The 12,631-nt window shown below is 71.8% G+C and carries 13 protein-coding genes and 1 pseudogene; 8 read left to right on the top strand and 6 right to left on the bottom strand.

Annotated elements, in window-relative coordinates; translation table 11 throughout:
* Window positions 1-29 precede the first annotated feature (29 nt).
* The 3 genes from ABZ135_RS16780 to ABZ135_RS16770 all read left to right on the top strand — a co-directional run bounded on the left by ABZ135_RS16780 (window position 30) and on the right by ABZ135_RS16770 (window position 3,332).
* Window positions 30-776 (top strand): response regulator transcription factor, encoded by a 747-nt coding sequence (locus tag ABZ135_RS16780; RefSeq protein ID WP_356696300.1) that lies wholly within the window; start codon window positions 30-32, stop codon window positions 774-776.
* Window positions 777-881: 105 nt separating this feature from the next.
* Window positions 882-2,501 (top strand): MFS transporter, encoded by a 1,620-nt coding sequence (locus ABZ135_RS16775; protein ID WP_356696298.1) that lies wholly within the window; start codon window positions 882-884, stop codon window positions 2,499-2,501.
* Between the two features lie 36 nt (window positions 2,502-2,537).
* Entirely contained in the window at window positions 2,538-3,332 is a 795-nt protein-coding gene (locus tag ABZ135_RS16770; protein ID WP_356696296.1) for a TetR/AcrR family transcriptional regulator, read from the top strand.
* A 94-nt stretch (window positions 3,333-3,426) separates the two neighbouring features.
* On the opposite strand, the gene ABZ135_RS16765 is transcribed toward ABZ135_RS16770, so the two are convergent.
* Window positions 3,427-5,028 carry an MDR family MFS transporter gene (locus tag ABZ135_RS16765; RefSeq protein WP_356696294.1) on the bottom strand — a complete coding sequence of 534 codons (1,602 nt, stop codon included), beginning with the start codon at window positions 5,026-5,028 and terminating at the stop codon, window positions 3,427-3,429.
* A 28-nt stretch (window positions 5,029-5,056) separates the two neighbouring features.
* On the bottom strand, window positions 5,057-5,500 hold the full coding sequence (locus tag ABZ135_RS16760) for a MarR family transcriptional regulator (RefSeq protein WP_356696292.1): 444 nt from the start codon (window positions 5,498-5,500) through the stop codon (window positions 5,057-5,059).
* Between the two features lie 199 nt (window positions 5,501-5,699).
* Between ABZ135_RS16760 and ABZ135_RS16755 the strand changes: the two genes are divergently transcribed.
* Window positions 5,700-5,933, top strand: a complete 234-nt coding sequence (locus ABZ135_RS16755; RefSeq protein WP_356696290.1) for a hypothetical protein — start codon at window positions 5,700-5,702, stop codon at window positions 5,931-5,933.
* A gap of 1,301 nt (window positions 5,934-7,234) precedes the next feature.
* Here the strand turns inward: ABZ135_RS16755 and ABZ135_RS16750 are convergent.
* A pseudogene (locus ABZ135_RS16750) lies at window positions 7,235-7,339 on the bottom strand (DUF397 domain-containing protein); the annotation flags it as partial.
* A complete protein-coding gene (locus ABZ135_RS16745) occupies window positions 7,308-8,255 on the bottom strand; it encodes a helix-turn-helix transcriptional regulator (protein ID WP_356696288.1) in 948 nt (315 codons plus the stop codon). The gene ABZ135_RS16745 and the pseudogene ABZ135_RS16750, both read right to left, overlap by 32 nt.
* A gap of 123 nt (window positions 8,256-8,378) precedes the next feature.
* On the opposite strand from ABZ135_RS16745, the gene ABZ135_RS16740 reads away from it, so the two are divergent.
* From ABZ135_RS16740 to ABZ135_RS16725, 4 genes are all read left to right on the top strand, one after another.
* Window positions 8,379-8,762 carry a hypothetical protein gene (locus ABZ135_RS16740; RefSeq protein WP_356696286.1) on the top strand — a complete coding sequence of 128 codons (384 nt, stop codon included), beginning with the start codon at window positions 8,379-8,381 and terminating at the stop codon, window positions 8,760-8,762.
* Between the two features lie 36 nt (window positions 8,763-8,798).
* Entirely contained in the window at window positions 8,799-9,044 is a 246-nt protein-coding gene (locus ABZ135_RS16735) for a hypothetical protein (protein WP_356696425.1), read from the top strand.
* Between the two features lie 69 nt (window positions 9,045-9,113).
* Window positions 9,114-9,686: a TetR/AcrR family transcriptional regulator gene (locus ABZ135_RS16730; protein WP_356696284.1), complete on the top strand. Its 573-nt coding sequence runs from the start codon at window positions 9,114-9,116 to the stop codon at window positions 9,684-9,686.
* Window positions 9,683-10,573, top strand: a complete 891-nt coding sequence (locus ABZ135_RS16725; RefSeq protein ID WP_356696282.1) for an alpha/beta hydrolase — start codon at window positions 9,683-9,685, stop codon at window positions 10,571-10,573. Before ABZ135_RS16730 ends, ABZ135_RS16725 begins: the two co-directional genes overlap by 4 nt.
* Here ABZ135_RS16725 and ABZ135_RS16720 read toward each other — a convergent pair.
* Window positions 10,554-11,336, bottom strand: coding sequence for a hypothetical protein (locus tag ABZ135_RS16720; RefSeq protein WP_356696280.1), 783 nt, complete (start codon window positions 11,334-11,336; stop codon window positions 10,554-10,556). The genes ABZ135_RS16725 and ABZ135_RS16720 overlap by 20 nt on opposite strands.
* A 62-nt stretch (window positions 11,337-11,398) precedes the next feature.
* Entirely contained in the window at window positions 11,399-12,439 is a 1,041-nt protein-coding gene (locus ABZ135_RS16715; RefSeq protein WP_356696278.1) for an RNA polymerase sigma factor SigF, read from the bottom strand.
* Window positions 12,440-12,631 lie beyond the last annotated feature (192 nt).

Below are 12,631 nucleotides of genomic sequence, written 5' to 3'. Positions count from 1 at the left end.
TCTCAGGGCGGCCCGGGACCGTGACGGTCATGACAGCGACCACCCCCGCCCCCCGCTCGCGCACCGCTCTGTTCCGGCCCGACGGCTCCGCCGTCCGCGTGCTCGTCGTCGACGACGAGGCATCCCTCGCCGAGTTGCTGTCGACGGCCCTGCGCTACGAGGGCTGGCAGGTGCACAGCGCGGGCGACGGGGCCGGGGCGGTGCGGACGGCCCGTGCGTTCCGGCCCGATGTCGTCGTGCTCGACATGATGCTGCCGGACATGGACGGGCTCGCCGTCCTCGGGCGGCTGCGGCGCGAGCTGCCCGAGGTGCCGGTGCTGTTCCTGACCGCGAAGGACGCCGTCGAGGACCGGATCGCCGGACTCACGGCGGGCGGCGACGACCACGTCACCAAGCCCTTCGGCCTGGAGGAGGTCGTGGCCCGGCTGCGCGGACTCATCCGCCGGTCGGGGGCCGCGCAGGCGCGCGGCGGCGAGTCGCTGCTCACGGTCGGGGACCTCACCCTGGACGAGGACAGCCACGAGGTGACCCGGGGCGGCGAGTCCGTCCACCTCACCGCCACCGAGTTCGAGCTGCTGCGCTTCCTCATGCGCAATCCGCGCCGGGTGCTCAGCAAGGCGCAGATCCTGGACCGCGTGTGGTCGTACGACTTCGGCGGCAAGGCCAATGTCGTCGAGCTCTACATCTCCTACCTGCGCCGGAAGATCGACGCCGGCCGCAGCCCGATGATCCACACCCGCCGTGGCGCCGGCTATCTGATCAAGCCGGGGGAGTAGCCGGGCGGACCTCCGCGTGAGGGGACGGCTTATCGCTATACAGCGTAAGAGAGATTCCTATACGGTGTACGAGTTCGCGCCTCGTACACCGTAGAGGAGTTGCCCATGACGGCCACCGGCGGTCACCCGCAGCGCTGGCTGATCCTCGGCGTCATCTGTCTCGCCCAGCTCACCGTGCTGCTCGACAACACCGTGCTCAGCGTCGCCATCCCCTCGCTGACCACCGAACTCCACGCCTCCACCAGCGACATCCAGTGGATGATCAACGCCTATTCGCTGGTCCAGTCCGGCCTGCTGCTCACCGCGGGCAACGCGGCGGACCGCTACGGCCGCAAGAAGATGCTGGCCATCGGCCTCGCCCTGTTCGGCATCGGCTCGCTGACCGCCGGCCTCGCCGAGTCCTCCGCGCAGTTGATCGCCGCCCGCGCGGGCATGGGCGTCGGCGGCGCGCTGCTGATGACCACGACCCTCGCCGTCGTCATGCAGATCTTCGACGACTCCGAGCGGGTCAAGGCCATCGCGCTGTGGGCCACCGTCGGCTCGCTCGGCTTCGCCGCCGGCCCGCTGATCGGCGGCGCGATCCTCAACCACTTCTGGTGGGGGATGATCTTCCTCATCAACATCCCGGTGGCGCTCATCGGCCTGATCGCCGTCCTCAAGCTCGTCCCCGAGTCGAAGAACCCGCAGGGCGAGCGCCCCGACCTGGTCGGCGCCCTGCTCTCCACCATCGGCATGACCGCCGCCGTGTACGCGATCATCACCGGCCCCGAGCACGGCTGGACCTCCGCCGAGGTGCTGGTCCCGGCCGCGATCGGCGTCGTCGTGCTGGCCGCCTTCGCCGCCTGGGAGCTGCGCGTCCCGTATCCGATGCTCGACATGCACTTCTTCCGCAACCAGAAGTTCGTGGGCGCGGTCGCCGGCGCGATCCTGGTCATGTTCGGCATGGGCGGCTCGCTCTTCCTGCTCACCCAGCACCTCCAGTTCGTCCTCGGGTACGAGCCGCTGGAAGCCGGCCTGCGGATGGCGCCGCTCGCGCTGACGGTCGTGGCGCTCAACCTCACCGGTGTCGGCCCGCGGATCGTGATGAAGCTCGGCACGCCGCTCACCGTCACGGTCGGCATGACGCTGGTGGCGGGCGGGCTCGGCTCGATCGCCCTGATCGGCGGCGGCACCGACGGCACGTACTGGGGCATGCTGCTCGGCCTGGTGCTCATGGGCACCGGTCTCGCCGTCTCCAACCCGGCCATGGCCAACGCGATCATGAGCGCGATCCCGCCGGAGAAGGCCGGCGTCGGCGCGGGCGTCAACGGCACCCTCGCCGAGTTCGGCAACGGCCTCGGTGTCGCCGTCCTCGGCGCCGTCCTCAACGCCCGCTTCGCCGCCCTCGTCACCGTCACCGCGACCTCGCTGCCCGCGGCCCTCGCGGCGGCCGGCAGCGAGAGCGAGCGCGCGGCGATCTCCGACGCCTTCGCCTCCGGCCTCCAGGTCAGCCAGGTGGTCGGCGCGATCGCCGTCTTCGCCGGCGGTCTGGTCGCGGCGGCCCTGCTGAAGCGGGCCGAGCGCGCCGAGGCCAAGGACGCCGAGGCCCAGGACGCCGGGGCCGACGCCGGTGCCGGGACCAAGGGCGGCGGGACCAAGGGCGGCGGGACCAAGGGCGGCGGGACCAAGGGCGGCGAGCCGGCCGGGACCACCGGATCGGCCGACCAGCCGACCCCGGCTGCCTAGCATGGTCACGGACCACTGACGGACGGAAGGAACGCGATGGTCAAGGCAGCCGATCGGGCCAAGAACCCGGCGCGTTCCAGCGTCTGGCTGGAGAACCGGGACAACCGGGCCGCCCGCAGCGGGGGCGGCCCGGCCGGGCTCGACCGGGAGCGGATCGTCGCCGCGTCGATCCGGATGCTGGACGAGGAGGGCCTGGCCAAGCTCTCGATGCGCAAGCTGGCGACCGAGCTGAACGTCACCGCGATGTCCCTGTACTGGTACGTGGACACCAAGGACGACATCATCGAGTACGCCATCGACACCTGCTACGGGGAGATCGACCTCGCCGAGGTCGACGCCGCCGGCGACTGGCGGGACCGGATCAAGGCGCTCGCCCTGGCCTACCGCCGGATGCTGGTGCGCCACCCGTGGATGTCGCCGTGCGCCGGCCAGTACCTGAACATCGGCCCGCACGCGATCGCCGTCGGCTCCAAGATCCACGAGGCGGTCCGGGACACCGGGCTGCCGATCGAGCGGCAGCCGAGCGCGATGTCGGCCGTCTTCCAGTTCGTGTACGGGTACGGGACGATCGAGTCCCAGTTCCAGCGCCAGGCCCACGAGGCCGGGATGTCGCAGGACGACTTCTACGGCGAGGCGATCAAAGCCTTCCGGGACGATCCGCAGTTCATCGGGAACCTCGAATCGATGGCGGAACTCCTCGACGAGCGCGCCTCGCACGGCAAGGTCAGCGACATCTGGGACCGCGACTTCGCGTACGCGCTGGAGGTCCTGATCGCGGGCATCGAGGTCATGGTGGAACGCGGCCGTACGGAGGCGACGACCGAGCAATGACGGAGCGGCGGACCGTCCCCTGTCCGCCGCTCCGTACTCCACCCGGCCGCGCCTCCGCTCGAAGCGCGGCCGGGAGTCCTTGTTCCTTGTTCGGTTACTTCGCCTTCTCCGTCTGCGCGGTGTTGCTCTTCAGCGCGACCTCCTTGATGAACAGCGTCACCACGAAGGCCAGCAGCGCGAACGGCGCCGAGTAGAGGAAGACGTCGCCGACACCGTGCCCGTACGCGCTCTCCATGACCGTACGGATCGGGGCGGGCAGCTTGTCCATGTCCGGGATGCCGCCGCCGGTGCCGCCCTGGCCCATGGCCCCCGCGGCCTTCGGGCCGAGCTCGGCCAGGCCCTCCTTGACGTAGTCGGTGACCCGGTGGGCCATGACCGCGCCGAGCGCCGAGACACCGATCGCACCGCCGAGGGAGCGGAAGAAGGTGACGACGGAGGAGGCGGCGCCGAGGTCGGAGGGGGCCACCTGGTTCTGGGTGCAGAGCACCAGGTTCTGCATCATCATGCCGAGGCCGAGGCCGAGGACCGCCATGAAGACGCCGATGTGCCAGTACTCCGTGTCGTAACGGATCGTGCCGAGCAGGCCGAGGCCGCCGGTGGCGAGGGCGCCGCCGCTGACCAGCCATGCCTTCCAGCGGCCGGTCTTGGTGATGACCATGCCGGAGACGGTCGAGGAGACGAACAGGCCGCCGATCATCGGGATGGTGAGGACGCCCGACATCGTCGGCGACTCGTCCCGGGCGAGCTGGAAGTACTGGCTGAAGAAGACCGTGCCGGCGAACATCGCGACACCCACGAACAGCGAGGCCAGCGAGGCCAGGGTGATCGTGCGGTTGCGGAAGAGCCGCAGCGGGATGATCGGCTCGGACGCCTTGGACTCGACGAGGACGAAGAACGCGCCGAGGACGATCGAGCCGCCCACCATGGCGGCGGTCTGCCAGGACATCCAGTCGTACTTGTCGCCCGCGAAGGTGACCCAGATGAGGAGCAGGGAGACGGCGGCGCTGATGAAGAGGGCGCCGGCCCAGTCGACCTTGACCTGGCGCTTCACGACGGGGAGCTTGAGGGTCTTCTGGAGGACGAGCAGCGCGATGATCGCGAAGGGCACGCCGACGTAGAAGCACCAGCGCCAGCCGAGCCAGTCGGTGTCGGTGATGACGCCGCCGAGCAGCGGGCCGCCGACGGTGGCGACGGCGAAGACCGCGCCGAGGTAGCCGCTGTACCGGCCGCGCTCGCGCGGGGCGATCATGGCGGCCAGGATGATCTGGGAGAGGGCGGTCAGACCGCCGACGCCGATGCCCTGGACGACGCGGCAGGCGATGAGCATGCCGGTGTTCTGCGAGAGACCGGCGACGATCGACCCGGCGACGTAGATGACCAGGGCTATCTGGACGAGCAGCTTCTTGGAGAAGAGGTCGGCCAGCTTGCCCCAGAGCGGGGTGGTCGCCGTCATCGACAGCAGGGCGGCGGTGACGACCCAGGTGTAGGCGGACTGGCCGCCGCCCAGGTCGGTGATGATCTGCGGGAGGGCGTTGGAGACGATCGTCGAGGACAGGATGGCGACGAACATGCCGAGCAGGAGCCCGGACAGCGCCTCCATGATCTGCCGGTGGGTCATCGGGGCACCGGAGGCGTCGGCACCGGCGGTGTCGGTGCGGCCCTCCCGTACACCCGTGTCAGGCGCGGTGGTTGCCATGAATTCCTTTGCTTCCTTTGCGTGAGTCTCAGGCGTGGTGGGCCCGGCAGTCCCCGAAGGAGTCGCGGAGGCGGACGAGCAGGTGGGTGAGCAGTTCGACGTCGTCGTCGGACCACTCCGCGAGGTGGCGGGAGAAGGCGTCGGTCACCCGCCGGTCGAGTTCGCCGAGCATGGCGAGGCCGTCGGGGGTGAGCCGCAGGATCCGGGAGCGCTTGTCGTCGGGGTCGGGCAGCCGCTCGATCCAGCCGTGCTCGACGGTGTGGGCGACATGGCGGCTGCACACGGACATGTCGACGGCCATGAGCTCGGCCAGCCTGCTGGTCCGCATGTCGCCGTGGTGCTTGACCAGGGCGAGGACGGCCGCCGCCCCGCCCTGGCACTCGACGGGCAGCGCGCGGGCGAGCCCGCGCTTGACGGCCCCGATCGCGCTCACCGAGCGGGCCAGGTCCTCGTACCGGCTCCTCGTCTCCATGAACTTCTCCAGGCTCCAGGAAGGATCTCGGCATCTTGTTGCTTAGGGCAACGATAGAGATGGATGGTTGCTCCAGGCAAACTAAATCGGTCAAAGCGTCCTAAAGAATCGGCAAAGGGGGGAGGGGAGGTGCAGGTACGGGGCAGGGCGGGAGGGCGGGGCTTGGGACCGCCACCCGGACTTCGCTAGGGTCCGGCCCATGGCACACAACCCCCAAGCACCGTACGGCCAGGGCGGCGGACAGACCCCCGAGGGCTCCTACGACCCCGCCGGCAGCACCCAGATGTTCCGCGCCTTCGTCGACGAGGGCACCCCGCAGCGGCAGCCGCACCAGGCCGCGGTCCAGTCCTCCGGCCCCCGCGTGGGCCTGATCGTCGGCGTCGTCGTCGCGATCGCCGTCCTCGCGGGCGTGGCCTGGCTCGCCCTGGGCTGACCGCCCCGACCCCTCGCCCACCCGTGACCGGCCGGACCGGACGCCCTACCACCAGGGCCTCCGGTGCGGCCGGTCGCGTGTTGGCGGATGGGGATGGGGGTGCGATGGGGTTCGGGTTCGGGTTCGGGTGCGGGTTCGGGTGCGGGTTCGGGTGCGGGTTCGGGTGCGGGTTCGGGTGCGGGTTCGGGTGCGGGTCTTGGCTTGTCGGGGTGGGGGTTTCGTGGGGGCGTGGGGTGCGGCCGCCCTCTCTCCGAGTGTGGCCCCCTCCGCCACCGCCTCAAGGGCGCTCCTTCGTCGCGTCGCTGCGCGATTCCGCTGCGCTCCACCCTTGACCCGGTGACTCCGGGGGCCTTTTCACACTCGGAGGGCGGCCGGGGGGCGTGGCCGGCGGAAGGCCGGGCAGCGGTCGGGCGCCGTGGGCGGCGTGCGGGTGTGTGGGTGGGGGCTCGGTTTGTGGCGGGGGCCGAGGGCACCTTCTCGTCGTGGGGGGTGCGCGGCCGTGGAATGGGGCGGCCGGGGCGAGTTCAGCGGCCGTCGGCTGTCGGTCTGCTGGGGTTCATGCCCCGCTGGTCACCGCCGGTGTGGGTTGGGCGGTGCAAAGGTGCGTCTCGCGGGCCGATGTGTGACGGGATTGGTCTGCTGTGACGGGGGAGGTGCCTCCGGCACCGCGAGTGGGACGTTTGCACCGCCCGGCGGTGCCGAGCCGCCCCTCACCGGTCCGTCGTGGGACGTCAGTTGTCTTCTGTGACGTGCGAGGCGTCTCCGGCTGCCGACTGGGACTGCGGGCGGTGCAAAGGTGTCACTCGCGGGCCGGAGTGTGACGGAAGGCGAGTTGTGTGACTCCAGAGGCATTCCGGCGACCGGGAGTGCGGGGTTTGCACCGCCCTCGGCCCGTCCCGCCCACCGGGCGTGACCAGCGGGGCATGAGGCTCGGCCGGACGGCGTCCGTCGGCCGCCGAACCGGCCTCGGCCGCCCCATTCCACGGCCGCGCACCCCTCACGGCGGGAAAGATCCTCCCCGGCCCGCGCCACGAGCCCAGCCCCCACCCACCGACCCGCTCCCCGCCCACGGCGCCCGGCCGATGCCCGGTCCCCCGCGTGGCCACGCCCCCGGGCCGCCCTCCGAGTGTGAAAAGGACCCCGGAGTCACCGGGTCAAGGGTGGAGCGCAGCGGAATCGCGTAGCGACGCGACGAAGGAGCGCCCTTGAGGCGGGGGCGGAGGGGGCCACGCTCGGAGAGAGGGCGGCCGGACCAGAAGCCCCCACGAAACCCCCGCCCCGAGGTCTGCCCGCCCGTACGGTCACAGGCTGTGGACGAAGGTCTCCCACGCCGCCCGCTCGAAGACGACGGCGGGGCCCTCCGGGGCCTTGCTGTCACGTACGGGGACGAGGCCGGGGAATCCGGGGGCGACTTCGAGGCAGTTTCCGCCGTCGCTTCCGCTGTAGCTGCTCTTCATCCAGGCCGCCGAGCTCAGGTCGATCCTCTGCATCGTGCTCGTACCCCTTCATCGCCTCGCCGATCAAGGCGGCAGATTCGGCTGCTGACAGAGCGTCTGCTCGGAGCACATCATAGGTGCGGCTGTGCCGGCTGATGACGGTTGGATCATCGCTGAAATGACCGCCGTCGAGCGATTCCGAGTACACCCAGTGCTCCCCCTCGGGGAGCGTGATCAGCGACATGGACGTCTTCGGTCGGACGATGCCGTCGGGGCCGATCGGTGCCACGTGAATGCGGATGTTGGAGAGCCGCCCGACCTCCAGCAGGTGGGCGCACTGGTCCCGCATGACGGCAGGGCTCCCCAGGACGTTCCGCAGACAACTCTCGTCCAGCACCACCACGTACAGCGGGCCGCCGTCCGTGAGGAAGCGCTGCTGGCGGCTCAGGCGCGCCTTCACGCGGTCGTCCAGTTCCGCGCCCGATACTTCGCGGGAGAAGAGAGCCCGCGCGTACTCGGGCGTCTGCAACAGGCCGGGCACCAACTGCTCCTGGTACTCGCGCAGGGCCACGGTCTGGGCGTCCATCTCCGCTCGGCGCCCGAACCAGTCCGGATGCTGGACCTGCGGGTACCAGTCGATCTTCCCCCACAGCTTCGCTAACACCCCTCCCGTTCCCAGCACTTCGTCGCAGGTCCTCGCGAACGCGTACGTCGGCACCCGCGTCCCTGCCTCCACCCGCGCCACCATCGAGCGGTCGCACGGGATCCGGCTCGCCAGCGCGCTCTGGGTCAGGCGGGCCGACTCGCGGTAGTGCCTCAGGAGTTCGCCGAACACCTCCGCCGTCGTCGCGGCCTCCGTCTGCGCCCTCGCGTTCTTCTGGGCCACTTCGTCCCCCTCGTGACAGTGGCCCTTGGCACGCGGCAGGCGTTGTGGCCACACCTCCCATTGAGCAACGCTGGAACCACAGAGAGTAATCGCCCGAACGGGTGAGCGTGGGAGGAACGACGGATGGCAGGGCACACCAAGTCCGGGGCCGAGCCGGGGGCGTACCTGTACGACCTCGTCGCCGGGAAGGTCGGCGAGTACCGGGGGCAGGCCGGGCCGTACGCGATGCTGCGGCCGGTCGGCGGGGGGCGGGAGTGGCAGGCGGACCCGGAGAAGGTGCGGCCCGCGACCCCGGCCGAGCGGCTGAGCGCGGGGGTGCGCGCCGCGAACGAGCGGGCGGGGAAGGCGTACGACCTGAGCCGCCCGCCCGTACCCGTGCCGCACTGTGTCGAGTGCGGCGAGCTCGCCGCAGCCCGTGCCGCGGCCCGGGCCCGCTTCGACTGGAGCGCCGAGACGGACGCGAACGTCCTGCTGCGCCGGCACCTCCGGGCGGGTCACCCGGAGTGACAGGGCGGGCCCGGGATCGTTGGCTCTGCCGTGACCATGAAGAAGCTGGCCGCCACGGCCACCCTCGCGCTCAGCGCCCTCGCCCTCGCCGCGCCCGCCCATGCCGCCCCCGAGCCGGGCGGCGACTTCGGCGGTGGAGTGAACGCCGCCGACCACTCGAACTTCACCGCGGGAGCCGTCTGTCTGCAGGAGCTGGCCGTCGTGCCCGCGCTCGGGGAGTGGACCGGCAACGACGTCGACAACTGCTCCAACGGCAACGTGTCCGACGCGCCCCGGCCGTAATTCCGCTCGCCCGCCTTCCTAGGGGTGTTAGGTTTTCACCTAGAGCCCCTAGGAAGGAGCCGATCCCGCATGGTCCGCGCCGGCATCACCCCCGACCTCCTCGTCCGTGCCGCCGCCGAGCTGGCCGACGAGGAAGGATTCGAGAAGGTCACCGTCTCGGCCCTCGCCCGCCGCTTCGGCGTGAAGGACGCGAGCCTCTACTCGCACATCAGAAACCTCCGCGACCTGCGCGTGCGGCTCGCGCTCCTCGCCTCCGGCGAGATGAACGAGGCCATCGGTGCCGCCGTGGCCGGCCGGTCCGGCAGGGAGGCGCTGGTCGCCTTCGCCGACGCCTACCGCGCCTACGCGCTCGCCCACCCCGGCCGCTACGCGGCCACCCAGCAGCGGATCGAGCTCGACGAGGTCGCCGACACCGCCGTCTTCCGGCGGGCCGTCGAGCTCACCCACGGGATGCTCCGCGGCTACGGGCTCGACGAACCCGACCTCACCGACGCCGGCCGCCTGCTGCGCGCCACCTTCCACGGCTACATCCACATCGAGCTGAGCGGCGGCTTCGCGCACTCCCGCCCCGTCGCCGCGTCCTGGGCGCGCTCGCTCGACGCGCTCCACACGACCCTGGAGAACTGGGGGAACCCGTCATGATCACCGTGAAGCCGGGCCGGCTCGCCGTCCCGGGCGCCACCCTCCATTACGAGACGCGCGGCAGCGGCCCCGTCCTGCTCCTCATACCCGGTGGCGCCGGGGACGCCGGGCTGTTCGAGGGGATGGCGGGGCGGCTCGCCGCCGCCGGGTACACCGTGGTCTCGTACGACCAGCGCGGCCTGTCCCGCAGCCCGCTCGACGGGCCGCCCGACGAGCCGGCCGGCGACCAGCGGGTCGCCGAGTGGAGCGCGGACGCCCTCGCCGTCCTCGACGCGGTCGTGTCCGACAATGAGCCCGCGTACGTCTTCGGCAGCAGCTCCGGCGGCATCGTCGCCCTCGACCTCCTCGCCCGTCACCCGGAACGCGTCGCGCGGGTCGTCGCCCATGAGCCGCCCCTGGTCGAGCTGCTCGCCGACCCGGCCCCGTACCGGGAGCACTTCGCCGAGGTGCGCGAGCTCCTCCGTACCGAGGGACTCGGTCCCGCCATGGCCCGGTTCGCCGAGACGCCCGACGGGCGCCGGCAGGGGCCCGAGCGGCAGGACGCCGAGCTGCCGCCGTCCATCCGGCCCATGGCAGCGCGCATGGCGGCCAACCTGCCGGTCTTCCTGGAGCACGTGCTGTGCCCCTTCTCCTCCTCCGCCCCCGATCTCGACGGGCTGCGCGCGGCCGCCGGGAAGCTGGTCCTCGGCGTCGGCCGCGAGTCGGGCGGTCAGGAGGCGCTGATCGGTCCGGCCCGGCGGCTCGCGGAGCTGACCGGTGCCGCCACGGTCGCGTTCCCGGGCGGGCACGTGGGCTGTGTCGAGCATCCGGAGGAGTTCGCCGAGCTGCTGATCGCCACGCTGGCCGCGCCCGGCACGCTCTCCCCGGTCACTGCCATGCGGCCGTGACTTTCCGGGTGTCGACGCGCATCCCGATCGGCACCCGCCAGGAGTCCACGCAGACCCTGTACGTCTGCGTCCGCGTCGTCCCGGCCTCGATGGGGGCCGGCAGGGGCTGGCTCGACGTGAGCGTCGCCCAGTGGACGCCGAGCGCGCCGATGACGTGGGTGGTGAAGGTGACCGTGCCCGAACGGGCCGCCGTGCCGCCGGTGTTGCGGAAGGTGACGGTGACGTTCTCACACCAGCGGCGGTCGGTGTCGGTGAGAACGGGCGCGGAGAGGGTGAGCTGGGCGGGCGCCGGCGGGCGGGTGGGCGGTGGTGTCGTCGACGGGGGGCCGGGGGCCGGGGTCGTCGTGCCCGGGCGGGGCGGGCCGGTCGGGTGGGGGTCGGCCGGGTTCGCGGGGCTTCCCGGGGTACGGGGCGGGGTGGTGCCGCCGCTCGCGGGGGGCGGGGCCGTGGCCGTACCGCCGCCGGGGCCCGGCGGCCTCGGAGCCGTACCGCCCGGATCGCTGTCACGGTCGCCGCCGTCACGGTCGCCGGTCGTCGGTCTCGGTGACGGGCGGGAGGTGCTGGAGGTCAGCCCGGGGTCCGCGGGGTCCAGGGGGACCAGGGTGACCGATCCCGAGGGTGGGACGGCGCCCTTCTGCCCGGCGCCGGCGCCGACCGCCGCGTAGCCGTCGCCGTCGTCACCCGCTCCGCACGCGGTCAGCGCCCCGCCGAGGCAGAGCGCGACCACCACGAGTCCCGGTCGCTTCCTTCGCCGCATGGACATGGGCGCCAGTGTGGCTGACGTAGCGTCAGCCAGGAAGCGAAACGGGGGAATTCGCTCCCGACTCAGTCCGCGATCAGGCCCTCGCGGAGCTGGGCCAGGGTGCGGGTGAGCAGCCGGGAGACGTGCATCTGCGAGATGCCGACCTCCTCGCCGATCTGCGACTGGGTCATGTTGGCGAAGAAGCGGAGCATGATGATCTGCCGCTCCCGGGGCGGGAGTTTGGCGAGCAGCGGCTTCAGCGACTCGCGGTACTCGACGCCCTCCAGGGCCGTGTCCTCGTAGCCGAGGCGGTCGGCGAGGGAGCCCTCGCCGCCGTCGTCCTCGGGGGAGGGGGAGTCGAGCGAGGAGGCGGTGTACGCGTTGCCGACGGCGAGCCCGTCGACCACGTCCTCCTCCGACACGCCCAGCACCGCGGCCAGTTCGGGCACGGTCGGGGAGCGGTCGAGCTTCTGGGCGAGCTCGTCGCTGGCCTTGGTGAGGGCGAGGCGCAGCTCCTGGAGTCGGCGCGGCACGCGGACCGACCACGAGGTGTCGCGGAAGAAGCGTTTGATCTCGCCGACGACCGTCGGCATCGCGAACGTCGGGAATTCCACGCCGCGTTCGCAGTCGAAGCGGTCGATCGCCTTGATCAGGCCGATGGTGCCGACCTGGACGATGTCCTCCATCGGCTCGTTGCGGGAGCGGAAGCGGGCCGCCGCGTACCGCACGAGGGGGAGGTTGAGCTCGATGAGGGTGTCGCGGACGTAGGTCCGCTCCGGGCTGTCCGCGGCGGCGCCCTCGTCGTCCAGGGCGCGCAGGCGCAGGAACAGGGAGCGGGAGAGGGTGCGGGTGTCGAGGGCCTCGGGCACGACGGCCGGCGGGGCGGCGGCGAGCGTGTCCTCCGGTCCGGCCTCCGGCGCGGCGGCGTCCGCCGTGGGGGCGGGGACGGGGACGCGGGCGGAGACGGCGGCGGCGGCCGTGGCGGAGACGGTGGCGGTCGCCGTGGCCGTCGCGGTCGCCGTGCCGTGCGGGCCTTCGGCGTTCTCCGCGGCGGTCGGCGCCGTCGTCTGCGTGGGCATGGGCGTGAGCGTGAGCACCTTCGAGCTGCCCTGATCTGCGGACATGCCACCCCCTTGAGGTCGCGGACGGTCGTGGCGGCCACGACCATCTGAGGAACGCAGCCTCCACCTGAATACCGGCAGCGGGGCTGCGGCAAACGCGCTCTCAGCAGAATGTCACATGTCGGCAACACGCTGTAGTGACTTGTCGACACAGCGGGGGTGAATATCCGCAGGAAACAAGGGGTGTACGGCATT

Source organism: Streptomyces sp. NPDC006339, from assembly GCF_040612775.1.
Classification (GTDB): domain Bacteria; phylum Actinomycetota; class Actinomycetes; order Streptomycetales; family Streptomycetaceae; genus Streptomyces.
Note: the sequence above shows the minus strand (reverse complement) of the source record. Positions and strands in the feature narration are given on the sequence as shown.